Annotated in this window: 20 protein-coding genes and 1 tRNA gene; 13 read left to right on the top strand and 8 right to left on the bottom strand. The window is 60.8% G+C overall.

Annotation, left to right across the window (positions count from 1 at the left end):
- The first annotated feature begins 125 nt into the window (after positions 1 to 125).
- Positions 126 to 653 (top strand): inorganic diphosphatase, encoded by a 528-nt coding sequence (ppa, locus tag GQB03_RS17060; protein ID WP_159691965.1) that lies wholly within the window; start codon positions 126 to 128, stop codon positions 651 to 653.
- Positions 654 to 705: 52 nt separating this feature from the next.
- Here ppa and GQB03_RS17065 read toward each other — a convergent pair whose 3' ends face one another.
- Positions 706 to 1,848, bottom strand: coding sequence for a GNAT family N-acetyltransferase (locus GQB03_RS17065; protein WP_159691967.1), 1,143 nt, complete (start codon positions 1,846 to 1,848; stop codon positions 706 to 708).
- A 160-nt stretch (positions 1,849 to 2,008) separates the two neighbouring features.
- On the opposite strand from GQB03_RS17065, the gene GQB03_RS17070 reads away from it, so the two are divergent.
- Positions 2,009 to 3,625: an NAD+ synthase gene (locus GQB03_RS17070; RefSeq protein ID WP_159691969.1), complete on the top strand. Its 1,617-nt coding sequence runs from the start codon at positions 2,009 to 2,011 to the stop codon at positions 3,623 to 3,625.
- A gap of 38 nt (positions 3,626 to 3,663) precedes the next feature.
- Positions 3,664 to 4,002: a P-II family nitrogen regulator gene (locus GQB03_RS17075; RefSeq protein ID WP_159691971.1), complete on the top strand. Its 339-nt coding sequence runs from the start codon at positions 3,664 to 3,666 to the stop codon at positions 4,000 to 4,002.
- A gap of 37 nt (positions 4,003 to 4,039) precedes the next feature.
- Here the strand turns inward: GQB03_RS17075 and GQB03_RS17080 are convergent, their stop codons facing one another.
- Positions 4,040 to 4,954, bottom strand: a complete 915-nt coding sequence (locus GQB03_RS17080; RefSeq protein WP_235027112.1) for a Smr/MutS family protein — start codon at positions 4,952 to 4,954, stop codon at positions 4,040 to 4,042.
- Positions 4,955 to 5,120: 166 nt separating this feature from the next.
- Positions 5,121 to 6,077 carry a thioredoxin-disulfide reductase gene (gene trxB / locus GQB03_RS17085; RefSeq protein ID WP_159691973.1) on the bottom strand — a complete coding sequence of 319 codons (957 nt, stop codon included), beginning with the start codon at positions 6,075 to 6,077 and terminating at the stop codon, positions 5,121 to 5,123.
- A 229-nt stretch (positions 6,078 to 6,306) separates the two neighbouring features.
- Between trxB and GQB03_RS17090 the strand changes: the two genes are divergently transcribed.
- From GQB03_RS17090 to GQB03_RS17110, 5 genes are all read left to right on the top strand, one after another.
- Positions 6,307 to 6,978 carry a Crp/Fnr family transcriptional regulator gene (locus tag GQB03_RS17090; RefSeq protein WP_159691975.1) on the top strand — a complete coding sequence of 224 codons (672 nt, stop codon included), beginning with the start codon at positions 6,307 to 6,309 and terminating at the stop codon, positions 6,976 to 6,978.
- A 111-nt stretch (positions 6,979 to 7,089) separates the two neighbouring features.
- Positions 7,090 to 9,381 (top strand): DNA translocase FtsK, encoded by a 2,292-nt coding sequence (locus tag GQB03_RS17095; RefSeq protein ID WP_159691977.1) that lies wholly within the window; start codon positions 7,090 to 7,092, stop codon positions 9,379 to 9,381.
- Positions 9,382 to 9,431: 50 nt separating this feature from the next.
- Complete coding sequence (lolA, locus tag GQB03_RS17100) at positions 9,432 to 10,064, top strand: outer membrane lipoprotein chaperone LolA (RefSeq protein ID WP_200832266.1); 633 nt, start codon at positions 9,432 to 9,434, stop codon at positions 10,062 to 10,064.
- Positions 10,065 to 10,073: 9 nt separating this feature from the next.
- Positions 10,074 to 10,523 carry an AAA family ATPase gene (locus tag GQB03_RS17105; protein ID WP_159691979.1) on the top strand — a complete coding sequence of 150 codons (450 nt, stop codon included), beginning with the start codon at positions 10,074 to 10,076 and terminating at the stop codon, positions 10,521 to 10,523.
- Entirely contained in the window at positions 10,516 to 11,820 is a 1,305-nt protein-coding gene (locus tag GQB03_RS17110) for a replication-associated recombination protein A (RefSeq protein WP_159691981.1), read from the top strand. The genes GQB03_RS17105 and GQB03_RS17110 overlap by 8 nt, the downstream gene beginning before the upstream one ends.
- 608 nt (positions 11,821 to 12,428) lie before the next feature.
- Here GQB03_RS17110 and GQB03_RS17120 read toward each other — a convergent pair.
- A complete protein-coding gene (locus tag GQB03_RS17120; protein ID WP_159691983.1) occupies positions 12,429 to 12,692 on the bottom strand; it encodes a hypothetical protein in 264 nt (87 codons plus the stop codon).
- Positions 12,693 to 12,943: 251 nt separating this feature from the next.
- On the opposite strand from GQB03_RS17120, the gene serS reads away from it, so the two are divergent.
- A complete protein-coding gene (gene serS / locus GQB03_RS17125; RefSeq protein ID WP_159691985.1) occupies positions 12,944 to 14,224 on the top strand; it encodes a serine--tRNA ligase in 1,281 nt (426 codons plus the stop codon).
- Here serS and mltF read toward each other — a convergent pair.
- On the bottom strand, positions 14,191 to 15,615 hold the full coding sequence (gene mltF, locus GQB03_RS17130; RefSeq protein WP_159691987.1) for a membrane-bound lytic murein transglycosylase MltF: 1,425 nt from the start codon (positions 15,613 to 15,615) through the stop codon (positions 14,191 to 14,193). The genes serS and mltF overlap by 34 nt on opposite strands.
- 164 nt (positions 15,616 to 15,779) lie before the next feature.
- On the opposite strand from mltF, the gene GQB03_RS17135 reads away from it, so the two are divergent.
- Positions 15,780 to 16,130: a carboxymuconolactone decarboxylase family protein gene (locus GQB03_RS17135; RefSeq protein WP_159692015.1), complete on the top strand. Its 351-nt coding sequence runs from the start codon at positions 15,780 to 15,782 to the stop codon at positions 16,128 to 16,130.
- Between the two features lie 58 nt (positions 16,131 to 16,188).
- Positions 16,189 to 16,278, top strand: a tRNA-Ser gene (locus GQB03_RS17140).
- Between the two features lie 299 nt (positions 16,279 to 16,577).
- On the opposite strand, the gene GQB03_RS17145 is transcribed toward GQB03_RS17140, so the two are convergent.
- Positions 16,578 to 17,930, bottom strand: a complete 1,353-nt coding sequence (locus GQB03_RS17145; protein WP_159691989.1) for a recombinase family protein — start codon at positions 17,928 to 17,930, stop codon at positions 16,578 to 16,580.
- A 146-nt stretch (positions 17,931 to 18,076) separates the two neighbouring features.
- Between GQB03_RS17145 and GQB03_RS17150 the strand changes: the two genes are divergently transcribed.
- Both GQB03_RS17150 and GQB03_RS17155 read left to right on the top strand, forming a co-directional pair.
- Positions 18,077 to 18,418, top strand: a complete 342-nt coding sequence (locus GQB03_RS17150) for a type II toxin-antitoxin system RelE/ParE family toxin (RefSeq protein WP_200832267.1) — start codon at positions 18,077 to 18,079, stop codon at positions 18,416 to 18,418.
- The gene (locus GQB03_RS17155) at positions 18,399 to 18,743 is read left to right on the top strand and encodes a helix-turn-helix domain-containing protein (protein WP_159691993.1); all 345 of its coding nucleotides are present in this window, start codon (positions 18,399 to 18,401) and stop codon (positions 18,741 to 18,743) included. Before GQB03_RS17150 ends, GQB03_RS17155 begins: the two co-directional genes overlap by 20 nt.
- Before the next feature lie 525 nt (positions 18,744 to 19,268).
- Here GQB03_RS17155 and istB read toward each other — a convergent pair.
- Both istB and GQB03_RS17165 read right to left on the bottom strand, forming a co-directional pair.
- On the bottom strand, positions 19,269 to 20,054 hold the full coding sequence (gene istB, locus GQB03_RS17160) for an IS21-like element helper ATPase IstB (RefSeq protein ID WP_159691995.1): 786 nt from the start codon (positions 20,052 to 20,054) through the stop codon (positions 19,269 to 19,271).
- Positions 20,047 to 20,858, bottom strand: an 812-nt coding sequence (locus GQB03_RS17165) for a Mu transposase domain-containing protein (RefSeq protein WP_407644548.1), incomplete at its 5' end; no start/stop codon positions are given. The genes istB and GQB03_RS17165, both read right to left, overlap by 8 nt.

The raw sequence follows: 20,858 nt of genomic DNA on the forward strand, positions 1-20,858 counted from the left end.
GGCAGGCCGGCGTGGCACCGAGAGGTGAGCGCAGCGCTGAAACGTAGCTGTCGGCATCGGAAATCGCGCTGCGAAAGACACCGAAAAACCTCTATAATTCGCGCACTTTCAAAAGGGAGGAAGTCATGGGTTTCGACCTCGTCAAAGCCGGGAAAGATGTTCCGAACGACATCAATGTGATTATCGAGATCTCCGCCAACGGAGACCCCATCAAGTTCGAGGTGGACAAGGACAGCGGCGCGGTTTTCGTTGACCGGTTCCTCGGTACTGCAATGCACTACCCCTGCAACTACGGCTATGTGCCCCACACCATCGCCGGTGATGGCGATCCGGTGGATGTGCTGGTGGTAGCACCTTTCCCGCTGCAGCCGGGCGTGGTGATCCGCTGCCGTCCTGTCGGCATGCTCAAGATGGAAGATGAGAGCGGTATCGACGCCAAGGTGGTGGCCGTTCCCGTTTCGAAGCTTACCCCGCTTTATGACAAGGTCCAGACGACCGACGATCTGCCCGAGCTTTTGCTCAAGCAGATTTCCCACTTCTTCGAGCACTACAAGGATCTCGAGCCCGGCAAATGGGTCAAGGTCAAGGGCTGGGGCACAGTCGACGATGCACGCGAAGAGATCCTGAGCGGGATTGCCGCCGCTGCGAAATAAACCAGGATCGCTGGTTTACAGCACGAAACGGCCCGCTCGATGCGGGCCGTTTTCATGTGTGTCCGGTCTGTGTGCTCTGGCGAAAGGGGCTGCGTTCGGCGAGCTCATCCAGATACAGGCCGATGCCTGCCCGCTCCCGCGCCAGAAAGTGATCGAGCGCATCGCGAAAGCGCGAATCGGCGATCCAGTGGGCAGAGCGGGTCTGAACTGGCGTGAGTCCGCGAGAGAGCTTGTGTTCCCCCTGGGCGCCGCCCTCCATGCGCGCAAGTCCGAGCTGTATGCAGTAATCGATGGCACGGTAATAGCACACCTCGAAATGCAGGTTGGGAATGTGCCGGCTTGCGCCCCAGTATCGTCCGTAGAGTGCACTCCCGTCGCACAGGAAGAATGCCCCGGCAAGCGCCTTGCCGTTCTCCTCGACGAGTAGCAGCCGGACCTGTTCCGGCATCCGCGAGGCGATGTCGATGAAGAACGCCTCATTGAGATAGGGCGTTGATCGATGCAGACGGTATGTCTGCGCATAGACGGAGTAGAAGAAGCGCCAGTGCTCCTCGCTGGCCTGATGCCCGTCCAGCCATCGATAGCTCAACGTCAGCCCCTCGAGCCTGCGGCGCTCCTGGCGGATCTTCTTGCGCTTTTCGTGATTGAGTGAAGTCAGGAACGCTTCGAAATCGCGGTAACCGGCATTGTGCCAGTGAAACTGGACGCCTTCGCGTACCAGCATCCGTCGCGACGTCATCAGTTCGGCTTCGTCCTTGCCGGGGAAGAGGATGTGCAGCGATGAAGCCCCGCTTTCCTTGACCTGGGCGAGCACCGCATCGAGCAGGGTTGCGCGGTCGCCGGTGGTCCGGCCAAGCAGGCGGTTACCGGGCAACGGCGAGAACGGGATGGCGGAAAGCCATTTGGGATAGTAGGCAATGCCGTTGCGCTGATAGGCGTCTGCCCATGCCCAGTCGAACACATACTCGCCGTAGGAGTGTTCCTTCAGGTAGAGCGGCATGGCGGCAACCAGGCTGGCGTCGCGCAACAGCACCGCATGGGCGGGCAGCCAGCCGGTCCCCGGGCCTGTGCAGCCGTTAGACTCGAGCGCTTCGAGGAAGGCATGGCGAAGTCCGGGATGGCCATCATGGAGTGCATCCCAGGCCTCAGGCTGAATCTGTGAGATGCGGTCGAGAAGTTTGAAGTGTGATGGCATGTCAGTGATGGGTCCTGGGAGGCGGGCAGACCGGATCGGTGCCGCGCAGCCGACGGTCGGCACATGATATCCCGCCCGCTCGACCGCTCCTCGTTGCGGCAACGCAAAGCCTCGGCTCAATGGCGCAAAACGCTGATGATCACGCTATAGTTACGCCGCTATGGATAAACCACTCAAGATCGCGGTCGCCCAACTCAATGTGCACGTGGGCGATCTCAAGGGAAACGCGCGCCTGATCGTCGATGCGGCGAAGGAGGCGGCGCGGCGCGGCGCGGACTTGATCGTCACGCCCGAACTCGCGCTGTCCGGTTATCCGCCGGAAGACCTGTTGCTGCGTCCTGATTTTTACCGGGCCTGCGCCGAAATGGTCGGAGAGATTGCGGCCCAGACGCGCGATATCGTGGTGATTCTGGGCCATCCATTCTCGGATAATGGGCATTGCTTCAATGCTGCATCGGTGCTGCGCGACGGTGCGGTGGCGGCGACCTACCGCAAACTGCGCCTGCCCAACTATCAGGTGTTCGACGAGGAGCGGTATTTCGAGCCTGGCGAAGAGGCGTGCACCTTCTCGATCAACGGAATTTCGTGCGGGATCAACATCTGTGCCGATGTTTGGGAGCCCGAACCGGTGGAGAAGGCGAGGCAGGCCGGAGCCGAACTGCTGCTCACGCTGAACGCGTCGCCATACCATATCGACAAGCAACGAACCCGCATGCAGGTCATGAAAGACCGTGTTTCGGAATCGGGTCTGTCGGTACTCTATGTGAACATGACCGGCGGCCAGGACGAACTGGTCTTCGACGGGGCCTCGTTCGCACTGGATAACGATGGTGAGTTGGCCTACCGAGCACCGAGTTTCGAAGCGCGCCTCGATATCTTGGAGTGGCATTCCGGACGCTGGCACGGTGGGGAGATTACCGAGCTGCGTAGCGACGAGGCGGAGGTGTACTCCGCCCTTGTCACCGGCGTACGTGACTACATCGGCAAGAATGGCTTCCCTGGAGCAATCATCGGTCTCTCGGGTGGTATCGATTCGGCGCTGACACTCGCGATCGCGGTTGATGCACTCGGCGCGGACAAGGTCAGGGCGATCATGATGGCGTCGCCCTATACCGCGCAGATGAGTCTCGACGATTCGCAGGCGCTGGTCGACAGGCTCGGCGTGCAGTACGACCAGATCCCGATCGAGCCGGCCATGCAGGTCTACTCGAACATGCTGGCGCCGTATTTCGCTGGATTGCCTGCCGACACCACTGAGGAGAACCTCCAGTCGCGGATCCGTGGAAACCTCTTGATGGCCTTCTCGAACAAGACGGGACGCCTCGTCCTGACCACGGGCAACAAGAGCGAAATGGCTACCGGATATGCAACGCTGTACGGCGACATGGCGGGTGGTTTCGCGGTCCTCAAGGACATCTACAAGACGCTTGTGTATCGTCTCGCGGAGTGGCGCAATACCGTTCGTCCCGATATTCCGCGTAACATCATAGAGCGCCCGCCCTCGGCCGAGCTCAAACCGGACCAGAAGGATCAGGATTCTCTACCCCCGTACGAGGTTCTCGATGCAATCATAGAGGCCTACATGGAGCAGGATCTCGCTCCGCGCGAGATCATTGCGCGTGGCTATCCTGAAGCCGAGGTGCGCCGTGCGGTAGGGATGTTGAAGCGCAATGAGTACAAGCGCCGGCAGGCGCCTGTCGGTGTTCGCGTCACACCGCGAGGATTCGGCAAGGACTGGCGGTATCCGATTACTTCCCGATATCAGGATGAATACTGAGCGGGAGCAAGAATGAAACAGCAACAAAGGAAAGACTCATGAAGAAAATCGAGGCGATCATCAAGCCGTTCAAACTCGATGAAGTGCGTGAAGCGCTGTCAGAAGTCGGCATCACGGGGCTTACCGTGGGAGAGGTCAAGGGATTCGGGCGGCAGAAGGGTCATACCGAGCTCTACCGGGGAGCAGAGTACGTGGTGGACTTCCTTCCCAAGGTCAAGGTCGAGATCGTGGTCGGCGACGCGGTCGTAGAACAGGCGATCGAGGCAATCATCAAGGCAGCCCGCACGGGCAAGATCGGTGATGGCAAGATCTTCGTGTCGCCTGTCGATCAGGTGGTACGGATTCGTACCGGCGAAACCGACGAATCGGCGATCTGACCGGCGCCGCCATTGCCGGTAACGCGATGGCGGCAGTTCATTGTGCTGAGGCGCGCCCCGGTACCGTAGTGCTGGCACGCAGCAGTATGAGCAGCGCACCTCCACCGCCGTCGTGCGGTGGTGCCTGACAAAAGGCAAGAATTTCCTCACGCTGTGCGAGCCAGCCGCGCGAAAGGTGTTTCAGCACCGGGATGCGGCCAGGCGAACCGAGACCCTTGCCATGTATCAGCCGTACGCAGCGCCGGCCCAGATGCAGGCTTTCCCCGAGAAATGTGGCCAGCGCGGCACGCGCTTCGTCACGGACGAGGCCGTGAAGGTCCAGTTGTCCCTGGACGACCCAACGTCCGCGTCGTAGATCGGTAAGCACTCGTCTGGGAATGCCCGGTCGAAGGAATGCGGTTTCTTCTCCCGTGTCGAGCCGGTCTTCGAGGCTGAGAGGGCTGCCGAGCGCTTCGGCGAGCACCGAGCGATCATCGGCCTGCCGTTGCACCGGATGCGGCGGGGCTGGCGGAGTCGAGACGATCGCCCGGTTATCCGCTTTCAGTGGGCGGGTTCCTTGCAGCGCCCAGTCAAGCAGTGCGCGTGGGTCGTCCGGGTGGACGTCGGACGGCAGATGTTCGAGCAGGGACGCCGGGTCGAACGTTGCCGCTGCATGCGGATCCAGGGGGGATTTGCGGCGCGATCCAGGGTGGCCCGGATCGACCCGTCCTGCGTCCTTGATCGGGACGACATCCCGCATCTCGAAGCGAAACAGCGCATCTTCGTCGCCCGGCGCGTCGAGTGCGCCGTCAGCTTCTGCCTCGTGCTCCGGCTCGCGGCGGCGCGGCTGTGGCAGTGGTTTGGGGCGTTCAAGGATGACCCTGTTAACCGTCGGCAGAGCCGTCGCGTCTGCCAGCGCGGCCCTGAATAATGCCGCATCGTCTTCGTCTTGAGGACCGGATTGCAACGCCACCGTATTTGCGGCGTCGCTTTTCCGGGGCTTTCGGGTGCTCCCCTTGACTTTCGGTGGCGCGAGCGTGCCGCGAAGCGGCTTCAAGGCTTCGAAGCCCGAAGCATGCCCGGTCCGCCCAGCGGATGGCCGGGACTCCGGCTTGGCACGTAGAGAGCGCCGCCCCATTTCAGGCAGGCTTGAGCGCGTCCAGATAGCGCTCGGCATCGAGCGCCGCCATGCAGCCGGTACCCGCGCTGGTGACTGCCTGGCGATAGATGTGATCCTGGACGTCACCGGCAGCGAAGACGCCGGGGATGCTGGTGGCGGTGGCGTTTCCCTCGCGCGTTCCCTTGGTCACGATGTAACCACCATCCATTTCAAGTTGCCCCTCGAAGATTTCGGTGTTGGGTTTGTGTCCAATCGCGATGAATACACCCTTCAAGGCAATGTCGCGCGTCTCGCCCGACTCCGTGCCGCGGATGCGCATGCCGGTTACGCCGGAGTTGTCGCCGAGCACCTCGTCGAGTGTTGCATCGAGTTCCAGGACGATCTTTCCGGCAGCGACCTTTTCCATCATCTTGTCGATGAGGATCTTCTCCGCGCGGAACTTGTTGCGGCGATGCACAACAGTGACCTTGCTCGCGATGTTTGCGAGGTAGAGGGCTTCTTCGACCGCCGTGTTTCCGCCGCCGACGACCGCAACTTCCTGGTTGCGATAGAAAAAGCCGTCACAGGTCGCGCAGGCAGAAACGCCGCGGCCCATGAATTTTTCTTCGGACGCGAGACCGATGTATTTGGCGGTTGCCCCGGTCGAGATGATCAGGGCGTCGCAGGTGTACTCGCCTGAGTCGCCTGTCAGCCGAATCGGCTTCTCGGTCAGATGTGTGGTGTGGATGTGGTCGAAGATGATCTCGGTGTTAAAGCGCTGGGCGTGTTTGAGGAAGCGCTCCATGAGCTCCGGGCCCATGACGCCGTCGGCATCTGCTGGCCAGTTATCGACGTCTGTCGTTGTCATCAGTTGGCCGCCCTGGGCAAGCCCGGTGATCAGCACAGGCTCGAGATTTGCGCGGGCAGCGTAAACAGCGGCGGTATAGCCGGCGGGGCCGGAGCCGAGGATGAGCAGGCGGGCGTGACGGGTTTCCATGTTGATTTGGTTTCCTGGCGGGGGCTAAAGGAAGAATTATAACCATCTCGTACTTCAGGCCGGCCTGGGGAGACTCGTCCTTGCCCGGCTGCTGCGGCGTGGCGATTCGCGAAGGCGGGCGACATGCCGGGTGGGCCCGTGTTCAAAAATGCGGGCGTGTTGTTCTACCGGAAGAATTTGTCGGTTACCATCGGCAGGTCTACGAAACTGGCTTCTTGCTGGAGGCACAATGAACCTGTCCAATGCCGTTTCCACCATTGCGCTCAAAACCTTCCCCCTGTTCAATGGTCTTGGCGACGATCGGCTTGCCGCAATCGCCCAGCATGCCCTCATGCGCAGGGTGGCGCGTGGTCAGGCGGTCGTCCACGCGGGAGATCGTACCGACTATGTCTACTTTGTCCTGACCGGCACGCTCAAGGTTCTGGTCAGCGATGAAGATGGTCGTGAGGTCATTCTCACGATGCTTGGACAGGGAGAACTGTTCGGGGAGATGGGCGTCTTTGACGAGCAGCCGCGTTCTGCGTCGGTTGTCGCCGTTTCCCCCGTTGATCTGGTCGTCATTGCCAAATCGGATTTCCGCCGCATGATGCAGGAGAATTTCGACATCGCCTGGCGCATCATGAGCAACCTGGCGGAAAGATTGCGCACTGCCGATCGCAAGATCGAAAGCCTGGCGCTGATGGATGTCTACGGCCGGGTGGCCAGGTTGCTGCTTGAGATGGCCGAGGATGTGGAAGGAGAGCGTATCGTCCAGCGCAAGATCTCGAAGCAGGATATCGCCAAGATGATCGGCGCCTCGCGCGAGATGGTGAGCCGGGTCATGAAGGATCTTGGATTGCGCGGCCTCATCGAAGAGTCCGACCGGGGGATCATTCTGCGCGAACGGATCCTCGATTTGTAATCTGTCGAGATACTTTGGATGTATCGCCGGGCCGGACGGCCCGGGCAGTATTGCTGCGATGACATATAATCGCGGATTGTTGTACGCAGCCGCCCGGTGCGGTGAAATTTGATGTTGCCTTCCGCTTCTTCCCGTTCCCAGCCATTGCCGGAAAAGATCGCCGCTCGCCTCCAAGAGGCTCGCTGGCTTCTTTTCGGATTGGTGGCGGTCTATCTGGCGATGGTTCTGCTGGGGTACAGCAAGAACGATCCCGGCTGGTCCCACGCTGCCGCCGTCGAGCGTGTCGCAAACCCGGGCGGCAGGCTTGGCGCCTGGATCTCGGACCTGATGCTTTACCTCTTCGGCCTCTCGGCCTGGTGGTGGGTCTTCTTTCTTGGTCTGGGGCTTGTGAGCGGCTACCGTCGTTTGCGGCATCCCAGCCATACCGACCATCGTTCGCTGTTGGTGGTGTTTTGCGGGTTCTGCATAACGCTGCTTTCGAGCAGTGCCCTTGAGGCACTGCGCTTCCATTCGTCGACGGCGGATTTGCCGCTTAAATCGGGCGGCATGCTCGGCGTCGAGCTCGGCGAGATGGCTCTTCGATACCTCGGCTTTACGGGCGGGACGTTGGTGCTGTTGACGCTGGCCGCGACGGGCCTGAGCCTGTTTACCGGCGTGTCGTGGGTTGGTGCCGCGGAGCGCATGGGCATGTGGCTCGAGGACGGCTGGTACTTCATCGAGCGCAAGTGGAAGGAGTGGCAGGATCGCAAGGTCGGGCGGGAAGTGGCTGAAAAGCGCGAGGCCGTCGTCAAGACCAAGCGCAGGAAGACCGAGCTTTCGCCACCGGCGCCATTTCGCATCGAACCCGCAGTGACCGAGGTGGTCAAGTCCGAGCGCGTAGAACGGGAGCGCCAGCAGACGCTCTTCAGCGATATCGCCGAGGGTCTGATTCCTCCGATCGGGTTGCTCGACGCGCCGTCACGTGATGTCGATCCGCCCTCTGCGGAAACCCTCGAGTACACCTCCCGCGTGATCGAGCGCAAGCTGGCTGACTTCGGTGTGGAGGTCAAGGTGCTGGCGGCATATCCGGGGCCTGTGATCACCCGTTACGAGATCGAGCCGGCGACGGGGGTCAAGGGCAGTCAGGTCGTCAATCTGGCGAAGGATCTGGCGCGCGCCTTGTCGCTGGTGTCGATCCGCGTGGTCGAGACCATTCCCGGCAAGTCCTGCATGGCGCTCGAATTGCCGAATCCGAAACGCCAGACCGTTCGGCTCTCCGAGATCGTCGCCTCGAAGGCCTATCAGGACATGACTTCGCCGTTGACCGTGGCGCTTGGCAAGGATATCGGTGGCCAGCCGATCGTTGCCGACCTGGCGAAGATGCCGCACCTGCTCGTCGCCGGTACGACCGGCTCGGGCAAGTCGGTCGGCGTCAATGCAATGATCCTGTCACTGCTGTACAAGTCGGAGCCGGATCGGGTGCGTTTGATCATGGTCGACCCGAAAATGCTGGAGCTGTCCATCTACGAGGGCATTCCGCATCTTCTCGCGCCCGTTGTGACCGACATGAAGCACGCAGGCAACGCCCTCAACTGGTGCGTTGGCGAGATGGAGAAGCGCTACAAGCTCATGGCCGCAGTGGGTGTACGTAACCTGGCGGGCTTCAACAAGCAGGTAGTGGACGCTCGAAAGCAGGGTATTCCGCTCACGAACCCGTTCTCGATTACACCGGAAAATCCCGAGCCTCTGGAATCGCTGCCGCATATCGTCGTCATCGTTGACGAGTTCGCCGATCTGATGATGGTGGTCGGCAAGAAGGTCGAAGAGTTGATTGCCCGTCTGGCGCAGAAGGCGCGGGCTGCCGGTATTCATCTCATCCTTGCCACCCAACGCCCCTCGGTGGACGTCATTACCGGCCTGATCAAGGCCAATATTCCCACCCGCATGGCCTTCCAGGTGTCGAGCAAGATCGATTCGCGCACGATTCTCGACCAGATGGGGGCAGAGAATCTGCTGGGTATGGGCGACATGCTGTATCTGCCCCCGGGGTCCGGACTGCCGGTGAGGGTGCATGGCGCCTTCGTGGCCGATGACGAAGTGCACAAGGTGGTGGATCACCTCAAGCAGCACGGTGCCCCGGATTACGTCGAGGGCATTCTCTCGGCGCCGGAAGACGACGGTGACGGTGTGCTCGGCGGAGGTGGCGGGGATTCTGACGGAGAAGCCGATCCGCTTTACGACCAGGCCGTCGAGATCGTGGTCAAGACGCGTCGTCCATCGATTTCGCTCGTTCAGCGACACCTCCGGATCGGCTATAACCGTGCGGCCCGTCTCATCGAGCAGATGGAACGCTCCGGCCTTGTTTCCTCGATGGGCAGCAATGGTAATCGTGAAGTGCTGACCCCGGCCAAGGAAGCGGACTGAACCGGCCAGCACTGACGCGGTCAACCACGCTCTTCCGTTCTGGATTCACGATGATGCCTATTGTTCTGCGATTCCGGCTCCTGCTTCTGTCCGTGGTGCTTCTCGGCAGCCTGCAGGCGAGGGCGGGTGGGCTCGATCAGTTGCGGCAGTTCGTATCTCAAACCAGTAGCGGGTCGGGCGAGTTTTCGCAGACGGTCATTCCGCGGTCCGGTCGCAAGCCGCAGGTCGCCTCCGGAAAGTTCTGGTTTGAACGTCCGGGCCGCTTTCGCTGGTCTTACGAGCAGCCTTACCAGCAGTTGTTGGTCGGAGATGGGGAACGCATGTGGTCCTACGACAGGGACCTGAATCAGGTTACGGTCAAACGCATGGACGATGCGCTCGGCGCCACGCCGGCTGCGATCATTGCCGGCAAGGCGGCCATCGAGAAGAATTTCGACCTCACGGAGGGCGCAGCCGCGGATGGGCTCGCGTGGGTGGACGCCAAGCCAAAGGTCGAGGGGGGCGCGTTCGCGTCGCTGCGCCTCGGCTTCTCGGAATCCATTCTGAAGGTCATGGAGATCAGTGACAATTTCGGCCAGAACACCCGGCTCGTGTTCGAGCGCTTCGAGAAGAACCCCCGCTTGAGTCCCGAACTCTTTCGTTTCACGCCACCGGCCGGTGCCGACGTGATCGGCGGCGAGTGACCACGAGGCATGCGGGATCTGTTCGCTTCCGACGAGACGCTCGGCCAGCCCCTGGCCGAGGCAACGCGGCCCGTCAGTATCGATGAAGTCATTGGCCAGTCTCATCTTCTGGGTCCGGGCAAGCCACTGCGGCGCGCATTCGAATCGGGCAAGCTGCATTCGATGATTCTGTGGGGGCCGCCGGAAGTGGGAAAAACCACGCTCGCGCGACCGATGGCGGTTGCCTTCGATGCCGATTTCATTGCTCTTTCCGCCGAGTTTTCGGAGGTGAAGGAGATACGGGAGGCAATTCAGCGGGCAGAAATGGCGCGTGCCAGGGGCCGTCACACGATTCTGTTCGTCGATGAGGTGTACGGCCTCAATAGAGTTGTCAGGTCATATATAAATCAACTTTTTACAAGATTTTTTGTGCGAGATTTTGGGCTTCCCTATTGTTTTTCGGGGGAAAACCATGCCTGATCTGTTCGCACAAGAGCCTGCCGCACCACTCGCTGAAGCCCTTCGCCCCAAGACCTTGGACGAGGTCATTGGGCAGTCGCACCTACTCGGCGAGGGGAAGCCGCTGAGACTGGCTTTCCAGTCGGGCAAGCCGCACTCCATGATCTTTTGGGGGCCGCCCGGTGTTGGCAAGACCACATTGGCACGGCTCACAGCCACGGCCTTTAAGTGTGAGTTCATCGCCTTGTCGGCTGTTCTTTCCGGTGTCAAGGACATCAGGGAAGCAATGGAGCAGGCGAGGCAATATCTCGCTCAGGGCAAGAACACCATCTTGTTTGTAGACGAAATTCACAGGTTCAATAAATCTCAGCAAGATGCTTTGTTGCCTCATGTGGAGTCTGGACTGTTCACCTTCATTGGCGCCACTACGGAGAACCCTTCCTTTGAGGTGAATTCGGCATTGCTGTCGCGGGCTCAGGTCTATGTGCTTAAGTCGCTGACGGACGAAGAACTGAAGAAGCTGCTTCGACGGGCTCAAGAGAAGGCCCTTGGTGAGCTGGAGTTTGACGACAAGGCTGTAGATACGATTGTTGGGTATGCAGACGGTGATGCAAGACGGTTCCTGAACCTGCTGGAGCAGTGCAAAACGGCCGCTGGTGCTGTTGGTGTCCGCAAGATTGATACAGACTTTATACAGAATGCCCTGTCCCTTAATTCAAGGCGTTTTGACAAGGGCGGGGATAACTTCTACGACCAGATCTCGGCCTTGCATAAATCGGTGCGTGGCTCGCATCCTGATGCTGCCCTCTACTGGCTGACTCGCATGTTGGACGGCGGTGCTGATCCGCGGTATCTGGCACGGCGCATCGTTCGCATGGCGTGGGAAGACATTGGCCTTGCCGACCCCAGAGCGATGCAGATTGCCAACGATGCGGCTCTGTCTTTTGAACGGCTGGGGAGTCCTGAAGGTGAGCTGGCACTTGGTCAGGCAGTGATTTATCTGGCCGTAGCTGCCAAGAGCAATGCGGGTTACAACGCCTACAACCAGGCCAAAGCCTTCGTGAAGCAGGACAAGAGCCGTGAGGTTCCTGTCCATCTTCGCAATGCGCCAACCAAGCTCATGAAGGAACTTGGCTACGGGCATGAATACAGATATGCCCACGACGAGCCCAATGCTTACGCTGCTGGTGAAACCTACTTGCCTGACGGTGTTGTAGAACCGGCTTGGTATCAGCCAGTGCCAAGGGGCTTGGAGATCAAGATAGGTGAAAAGCTCGCCATGCTGAAGAAGTGGGACGAGGAGGCTGGCGAAAAATAAAATCTTTCTGGAGGGGCGATGTCTGACCCATCAGCAATTAAAACTTGCAGCAAGAAGACCTCTTCTATGAAGACCGTTTTCTTGAAAGCTGGGCGGGCGCAATCGTCACCAATCCAACGCGGCCATTGTCGAACTCGTTGCCAACTGTTTGGACGCCTACGCCACCGAAGTCAAGATAAGCTGGCCTGAGCCGAGGACCCCATAAGCAGTTCTCCATCTCGGACAACGGTAAGGGCATGACGAAGGCCGAGTTCGATTACATCTGGCGTGCCACGTCCTATGACCGTATCTCCAAGGGCGGTGCCGCAACAGCACCGCCATCAGGGGTAAAAGGTCTTCCGCGATTCGTCCCCGGCAAGAATGGCAAGGGCCGATTCGCCAGTTCTTGCCTCGCCAAGAACTAGCAGATCCTCTCGCCGCGAACGGCGCCCTACGCCACCTTAACCTTGAACGCCGGCAAATGATTGCGGCGGGGGTTTCTGCTCATGCTCTGATCTTCATGCGGGCTCAATTATCGGGGCTCCTCAGGGGACCAGCAGCCACTTATCGCCGTGTGCAGATTTCCGGCATCTCCTCCGTCGCTTGCCGCTGCTGCCGACCGCTACACTTCAATGGGTCTGAGGGAAGTCCTGCTGGAACTGCCGCCACGCATTTCGGGCCCGTTCAACCCGTTCGGTGTCGCCGGATCGTTCGGCACGCTCGAGAATTTCAGACAGATACTGGGTGAGTAGTAGAACGCCTTCGGGCGTTTGAACGAGTCCGCAGGCAATCGTTGCAGCGGCCGCATCGGGAATGTCTTCGTGCTCCGCGATCAACGCGACCTCGTCGTCTGTCAGGTTGCAATAATCGAGACAATCTCTCATCGAGAGCATGGTGTTCTCCTCCAAAGTGTAAGCACAGGAGACCCTCTGTCGGGGCCTCTCTTTCTCTCTAACTCAAGCCTATTGTCCTTCTATTGCAAGAAAAGTTTCTCTTGCAAAAACCGGCAGGTCGATTGACGCAGACAATCGGCTGCATCATCGGCAGGGCCTCGCGCCGTCGCGAGGACGAAGGCATGCGCATGTTGCCCGGACAGCTTAGAATGCGCGTCTTGATTGCCTTCAGGTTTCTCCGGACTCTTTCGATGCTCGATATCCAGTTGTTGCGTAACCAGATGCCGCTTGTGGCCGAATCGCTTGCGAAGCGAGGCATGCGCCTTGACGTGTCCGCTTTTGAGACGCTCGAGGAGGAGCGCAAGCAACTCCAGACCCGGACCCAGGAGTTGCAGGCGCGCCGAAATGCGCTCTCCAAGCAGATCGGCATGCTCAAGGGAAAGGGAGAAGACGCGTCCGCGGTCATGGCTGAAGTCGGCGGTATCGGTGACGAGTTGAAGGCCAACGAGCAGGCATTGTCCGCGCTGCTTGAACGGATCAACGGTTTTGTGGCGGCGCTGCCCAATCTGCCGCACGAAAGCGTTCCGGAGGGAGCCGACGAGTCCGCCAACGTGGAGGTCCTGAAGTGGGGAACTCCGCGGGAGTTTGATTTCGAGGTCAATGATCATGTCGATGTAGGCGCGCGCCTTGGACTGCTCGACTTCGAAACGGCGGCGAAGATATCGGGCGCCCGGTTCACCATCACACGCGGCGGCTTGGCCCGACTTCACCGCGCGCTCGCGCAGTTCATGCTGGATACGCATGTTCGTGAACATGGTTACACCGAGGTCACGGTGCCCTTCCTCGTCAATCCGGCGAGCATGTACGGGACGGGGCAGCTTCCCAAATTCGAGGAAGACCTGTTTGCCGTGCCCAAAGCCGATGGGGGCCGTTTCTACCTGATCCCGACGGCAGAGGTCCCGGTGACCAACATGGTGCGCGACGAACTGTTGGCGGCCGACGCGTTGCCGCTCAAGTTCGTCTGCCATACGCCATGTTTTCGATCGGAAGCCGGGTCTTATGGGCGGGACACGCGGGGCATGATTCGCCAGCACCAGTTCGAGAAGGTCGAGCTGGTTCGCGTGGAGACACCAGAGCGTTCGTGGGATGCCTTGGAAGAACTCTGCAGTCATGCGGAGGCAATCCTGCAGAAACTGGATCTGCCGTACCGCAAGATCGTGTTGTGTACCGGTGATATGGGATTCTCTGCAGCCAAGACCTACGATCTAGAAGTCTGGCTGCCTGCACAGAATACCTACCGCGAGATCTCGTCGTGTTCGAATACCGGGGCGTTCCAGGCGCGCCGCATGCAGGCACGCTTCAAGAACCCCCAAGGAAAGAACGAATTCGTCCATACCCTGAACGGTTCCGGCCTCGCGGTTGGTCGCACTCTCGTCGCCGTGCTTGAGAATTATCAGCAGGCCGACGGATCGGTCTCTATTCCGAAAGCATTGCAGCCCTACATGGGCGGACTGGAAGTACTTGTCCCCTGAGCCTTCAGGCCGGGTTCGCTATCCACGTTGGCGAACCCGAGTGATTTGCGGTGGCCGGGTTCAAAGCGGCTGAGGATGTCGAAGTAGTTGCGCACGTTCTCGGTCATGATCACCGCTTCGCCTCCCCGTGCCGGGCCGGCCTTGAGCTGGGCGGCATAGGCCGGTCTCGACATGAGCGGCAGGACCGACTTCATCGGAAGCCAGGCAGTATTGTCCTTTCCAAGGCGTCGCGCGATTGCCCTCGCGCCGTTCATGTGGCCCATGCCGAGATTGTAGGCAGCGACTGCCATCCAGGTGCGGTCGGGCTCTCCGACCTCCGGTGCCAACTGGTCGCGCAGCATCGCAAAATAGCGCGCGCCGCCCTTGATGCTTTCCCGTGCATCCAGCCGATTGGAAATTCTGAGGCGGTCCGCCGTCTCGGCCGTGAGCATCATCATGCCGCGGACACCGGTGTATGAGGTCGCGAGCGGGTCCCATTGTGATTCCTGGTAGGCGATCGAAGCGATCAGCCTCCAGTCGACACCGGTAATCTGCTCCGCTTCCATGAAGTACTTCTTGTAGCGTGGCAGGCGCGTCTGGATTCGCTGGAGCAGGGCGGTCACATCGTCCTCGTCGAGCCGCTCCACATGTCCGAAGTGACGATCGGCGAGACGGGCGAGGAGGCCGTTCTTCCTGATCCGGGCAATGAACGCATTCACTTCGTCGACGAATCGCGGGTCCGCGCCCTTGGGCATCGCCCAGGCAATCTCCGCCTTGATCTTCAGTGGCATCACGATTGCGAGTTCGGGATGGAAATTCGACGCAAGGTTGAAATTCACCTTGTCCGAAGCCGCGAGATCGATCTCCCCGCGCGCGACGCGTTCCAGCAGCTCGGCTTCGCCGCCGCCGATTGGGTAGGTGAGCTTGATGCTTGGCACCCGCTTGCGAATTTCCTCAAGCGCTTCGGCAGGAACGGATCCTCGGCGAACGCCGATGCGCCGATTGGCGAGTTCGGCCTCGCCGGCCATCCGGCGCGGCGTGTTCCGGCCGACGAGCACGTACTCGACCTCGCGGATCGGCATGGACCAGATCACCTGTTGTCGATCATTGCGGACCAGGCCCGCAGCGGCAAGATGCGCATTGTTGCGGGTAACCGACATGATCGAGTCGAGTGAGCCGGGCATGATCGAGAACTTCACGGGAACGCCAAGATAGCGTCCCAGTTCCAGTAGCAGATCGTGCTCGAATCCGGTCTCTTCGCCGTCGTCCGCAATCCGGTAGGAGAGTGCATCGCGGCGGGTGGCGACGCGCAGCTCACCAAGTTCTTCATAGCCCAGCAGGCGAGGCGGTGGGGCGCGCTCGCAGCCGGTTAGCAGCAGCGCAATCAGCAGCAGGGCGAGGCGGCGTTTCACTGGTTCGAAGGCTTACCGGACGGAAAGGTCGGGAGATTTTGTAGTTGCCTCAAGAGCGATGCAAGCAATTACTGGGCGGATTAACAATATTTGGGATTCTGGGGGCGATTAGAGCGAACGCATCCTGTATATTCGAAAACTCTAATTTATTGTCCGGAGTCATCATGGCAGGCAAATCTTTTACTCAGATCACCTCGGATGTTTCATCTGCACTCGAGAAAATGCGCAAGGACGTCCCCGAAACAATGCAGGGATTTCATGCCCTTTCCAAGGCCGCGCTGAAAGAGGGCAGTCTCTCGGCCTTGAACAAGGAGCTGATTGCTCTGGCGATCGGTGTGTCGTCGCGCTGCGACGCCTGCATCGGTTTTCACGTCAAGGCGCTGATTCGTCTGGGCGTGACCCGCGAGCAACTCATGGAGACCCTTGCCGTTTGTACCTATATGGGTGGCGGTCCGACGCTCATGTATGCGGCTGAAGCGGTTCGTGCATTCGAAGAGTTTTCGCCGAAATCCTAAATTTTGTTCTGCACGCTTCACTTTTTCTTCCAATCGTCTACAATGCCGTCCTTCGAGCGGAGAGGTGGCAGAGTGGTCGAATGTACCTGACTCGAAATCAGGCGTAGGTGCGAGCCTACCGTGGGTTCGAATCCCACCCTCTCCGCCAGTAACACCGCTTCCAACCCGCTCAGCGGGCCGCAGAAGTGCACAGAACCCCGCTTCGCGCGGGGTTTTTTGCGTCCATCTCCTGACTGCGCGTTCCGGCGCCGAGCCAGAAATCGCGTCTCTGGGCCATTTTGTCTCTGGACCTCCTGACTTTTTGGGGCGCGGTACGGCATTCGAGCAAGTCTTGCCTACAGCGCTCAGTGCCTCCTGAATGAGTGGCACGCAGTTGGAGTCTGCGACAAGCTGGTCGTCGTGCAGCCTCGCATTCCAAGGCGCTCAGTGTGTCTCCAGCGTGGTTGATCATCCCCTGAGCAGATCCAGTACCATGCGACCGACGTCGTCCCGGTCAAGGCTGATGCTCACCTTGTCCGTGCCGACGGTAACGCGCTCGACCAGTGTCTGTATCAGCTCATGCTGGACCCCGGACAGGAACAAGTCCCAGGCGGCGTCGATGTTGGCCAGCATCGCGACCACGGCAGCCTCATCGTAGCGTGGGTGCTGCCTGGCTGATTCCGGCAAATGGGCCAGCAAGGACGTAGGACCTCGAAGCTGGCCTCGCAGATGCTCGACCACGACCGCCTCCAACTCGGACGCGGGGCATCGTGGCAGATCGGACGCGCCGGCCCCTTCGGCGATCTTGCGCTGCGGGACGTAATACGCGTAACTGCGACCGTTGCGCACACTGGATCGCCAAGGCGAATAGGCGCGGCCGTCGGTGCCAAACACCAGCCCCTTGAGCAGGAAATCGTCCAGTCTGCCTCGCGCTCGTTTCTGCGGGCGGCGCCGGGCATCGAGCAGGGCGTGGGCGCGGTCCCACAGGTCGGTCGGAATGATCGGCTCGTGGACGCCGACATGCCATTCGTCGCCTGACTTCATCTCGCCAATCAGCGTTTGGTTGTTGAGCAGCTTGTAGAGATCATTCTTGTCGACCGGGCGACCGCCCCGCGATCGGCCTGTCCGCGTCACCCAGACCTTGGTGGTCACGCCCTGGGTGCCGAGCTCCTTGACGAGGGCGGTGATCGACCCCTGCGCCACGAAGCGCTCGAAGATGTTCCGCACCACGCGCGCCTCATCCTCGTTGACCCGCAATCGCTGACCATCGGCATCGTAGCCCATCGGCGGTACGCTGCCCGTCCACATACCCTGGCGCCGCGTGGCGCGGGCTTTGTCGCGGATGCGTTCGCCGGTGTTCTCCCGCTCGAACTGGGCGAAGCTGATCAGAGCATTGATCGCCAGGCGGCCGGCGGCGTCCTCACTGTTCAAGTGCTGTGTCACGGAAACCAGCGCGACGCGGTGGCGCTCGAACCGCGCCATCAGCTGGGCGAAGTACGCCAAGCTGCGGCTGAGACGGTCGAGCTTGTAGACCACGACCCTGTCGATCCGGCCAGCGTCGATGTCGGCCAGCATCTGCTGCAAGGCCGGGCGCTCGAGCGTCGCGCCGGAAAAGCCGGGATCGTCGTAGGAGGCAGAGGCCGGCAGCCAGCTCAGATGGTGTCGGCTGGCGATGTGGGCGTAGCACGCCTCCTGCTGGCTGTGGATGGAACTGAACGTCGGGCCGTCTTCCTGCTCGCGGGACGTACGTGTATAGACCGCGCAGCGCAGCGGCCGAGCGTTTCGGTTTTCCGTCGTCGAGGAGGATCCAGGGGTATCCATCTTAACGTCATCATCTCAGACACGGATTAGTCTGCGAAGGAGGCCCGATACGACATGGTCTTGACTGCATATGTACTCAAAGCCATAATCGGCGCATGACTTGGTCCGTTCTCCTGCACGACGATTTCGACGCCGAGTTCGCCGCGTTGGATGAAAATCTGCAGGACGAGTTGTTGGCGCACGCCAAGCTGCTGGTGGAGTTCGGGCCCAACCTGGGCCGGCCGACGGTGGATACCTTGAAAGGCTCACGGCACGCCAACATGAAAGAGTTGCGCTTTGCGTGGCAGGGCGGAGTCTGGCGCGTGGCGTTCGCTTTTGACCCTCAGCGGCAGGCCATCCTGCTGGTCGGGGGCGACAAGGGTGGCGCGGACCAGCGGCGTTTTTACCGGCGCTTGATTGCGGTGGCCGACGATCGCTACGATGATCATCTCGCCTCGCTCAACGCCACCGGAGCAAAGGAGGCCAAACATGGCAAGAAAACTCGATGACGTGATGGCTGCGCTTCCGGCCGAACGCCGGGAGCGGGTCGAGCAGCGTGCCATGGAACTGGCGACGCTCAAGGATCTGCGCAAGGCGGCTGAACGGACTCAGGAGGACTTGGCGGCTGCGCTCGGCGTCGGTCAGGACACCATCTCCCGCCTCGAAAAGCGCAGCGACATGCTGCTGTCTACCCTGCGGCACTACGTGGAAAGCATGGGCGGCAAATTGGAACTGGTGGCCCAGTTCCCCAATCGACCGCCTGTGGTGATCGAGCACCTCGGGGTCGAGAAGACTCCACGTCGCCGCGCCTCGGGCACGCGGGCAGGGGCGTGAGCGGTCAGGAAACACTGCCTGCAAACGGGGGCGGAAAGCGGAAACAATACCGATCGTTCACATTCCCTTTTGCCGCCAGTAACACCGCTTCCAACCCGCTCAGCGGGCCGAAGAAGCGCACAGAACCCCGCTACGTGCGGGGTTTTTTGCGTCTACCTCCTGACTGCGCCGCACGGCGCCGAGCCAGAAATCGCGTCTCTTGGGCCGTTTGTCTCCAAACCTCCTGACTTTTTCGGCGGTGCTACGGAAGTACAGCTTCTTGGGGTAGAGCGCAATTCTTGCCCGTCTACCTCGTCATACCTGTCACCGCTTCTGGCAAGTTGTCCGCGCCGATCCAAATTTGACCAGGGGTGCCGATTGAATTTTGACCAGGGGCGATAGCTGCCTGTCATGACGGCAGCTGTGGATAAGTGTATCGCTTCAGCGCCCTGTGGGTCCTCCTTTTCTGAGTGTTCAGATGAATTGGTTTCGCCGTGTCCGCCGCGAAGGGCGTAGCCCGAAGCGGCGGACACGGCGACGGCGTGCTTACCCGGGTACAGGCTCGTGCCGGGCGCTCTCGCGGGAACGGATCCGCGCCTTGGCGACGCCCGTACTGTGCTGGAAGCGGTAGGAGTCGTTCCCGGTCTCGACGATGTGGCAATGGTGGGTGAGCCGGTCGAGCAGCGCCGTGGTCATCTTGGCATCGACAAATACGCTGGCCCACTCGCCGAAGGCGAGATTGGTCGTAATCAGCACGCTGGTGTGCTCGTAGAGCTTGGAGAGCAGGTGGAAGAGCAGCGCGCCACCGGCCTGACTGAATGGCAGGTAGCCCAGTTCGTCCAGGATCAGCAGATCGATGTTCTTGAGCGACTGGGCCATCCGGCCGGCGCGACCTGCGGCCTTCTCCTGTTCGAGCGCGTTGACCAGATCAACCGTGGAATGGAAGCGCACGCGCCGACCGTGGCGGGTGATGCCCGAGACGCCGATCGCCGTGGCCAGGTGCGACTTGCCCGTGCCAGGCCCGCCGATGAACACGACATTGTGGGCCTCCTCGGCGAAGTGGCAGTCGGCCAGTTCAAGGATCAGCTTGCGCTCCACCGGTGACTGGGCAAAGTCGAATCCGGCCAGATCGCGGTGTACGGGGAAGCGCGCGGCATGCATCTGGTAGCGGACCGAACGCATCGCACGGTCCGTGCGTTCCGCTTCGAGCAACTGTTCGAGGCACTGCCGGCTGTGCGACAGTTCGGCTTCGTCCCGCGCCACCCATTCTCCCCAGGCCGTTGCCATGCCGTACAGGCGCAGCGCCTTCAACTCGGTGACAAGATCACGCATGGCCGGTCTCCTTCCTGCGCAGCCGGTCGTAGCGCCCGGTATCGGTAGTCGGCGCAGTCTTGATCGTCAGCGCGGTTTCCACGCTTTGCGGCATCGGCGCCTGCTGCAGCCGATTGATCACGTTGAGCACGTGCTCGACGCTGACCTGGCCAGATTCGAGCACCAGTTCGACGGCGACCTGTACCGCCTCGAGCCCGACCTTCGGAATCATCGCCAGCACCCGGCTCATCACCCGGTCGCCGCCGTCCCGGCGCAGCAGCAGACGCTGCAGGCGAACGAATGGCATGGGCATGTGGGCGAATGGCGCGCCGTTTCTGAGTACGCCGGGCTTTCTCTCCACCAGCGGCAGGTAGTGCAGCCAGTCGTAACGCGTCTGGCCGCGATCGAACAGGCGCCCATGGCTCGCCACCACACGATCGTCGAAGACGACATCGATGCGCTCGGGGTAGAAGCGCTTGCTGATCAGCCGACCGGCCAACTCGCACGGCACGGAGTAATGATTGCGGGCCGCGCTCACCAGGCAGGTGCTGGAGACCCGCCCGGTCTCTTCGACGTAGCCGTCGAACGGGGCGATCATCGGCATCAGCTGCGGCTGTTCGTGCTCAAGCATCTCCGCGATCGTCAGTTCGTACTCGGGGTGCTTCAACTCCTGCCACAGGGCCTGGCAGCGTCGCAGCAGCCAGTCGTTCAGTTCGGCGAAGCTGCCGAACCTCAGCTTGCCGGCATCCAGCCAGATCCGCCGCCGACTGTCCTGGACGTTCTTCTCCACGACGCCCTTCTCCCAGCCCGAAGCGACATTGCAGA

The sequence above is a fragment of the Cognatazoarcus halotolerans genome (assembly GCF_009800965.1).
Classification (GTDB): Bacteria; Pseudomonadota; Gammaproteobacteria; order Burkholderiales; family Rhodocyclaceae; genus Cognatazoarcus; species Cognatazoarcus halotolerans.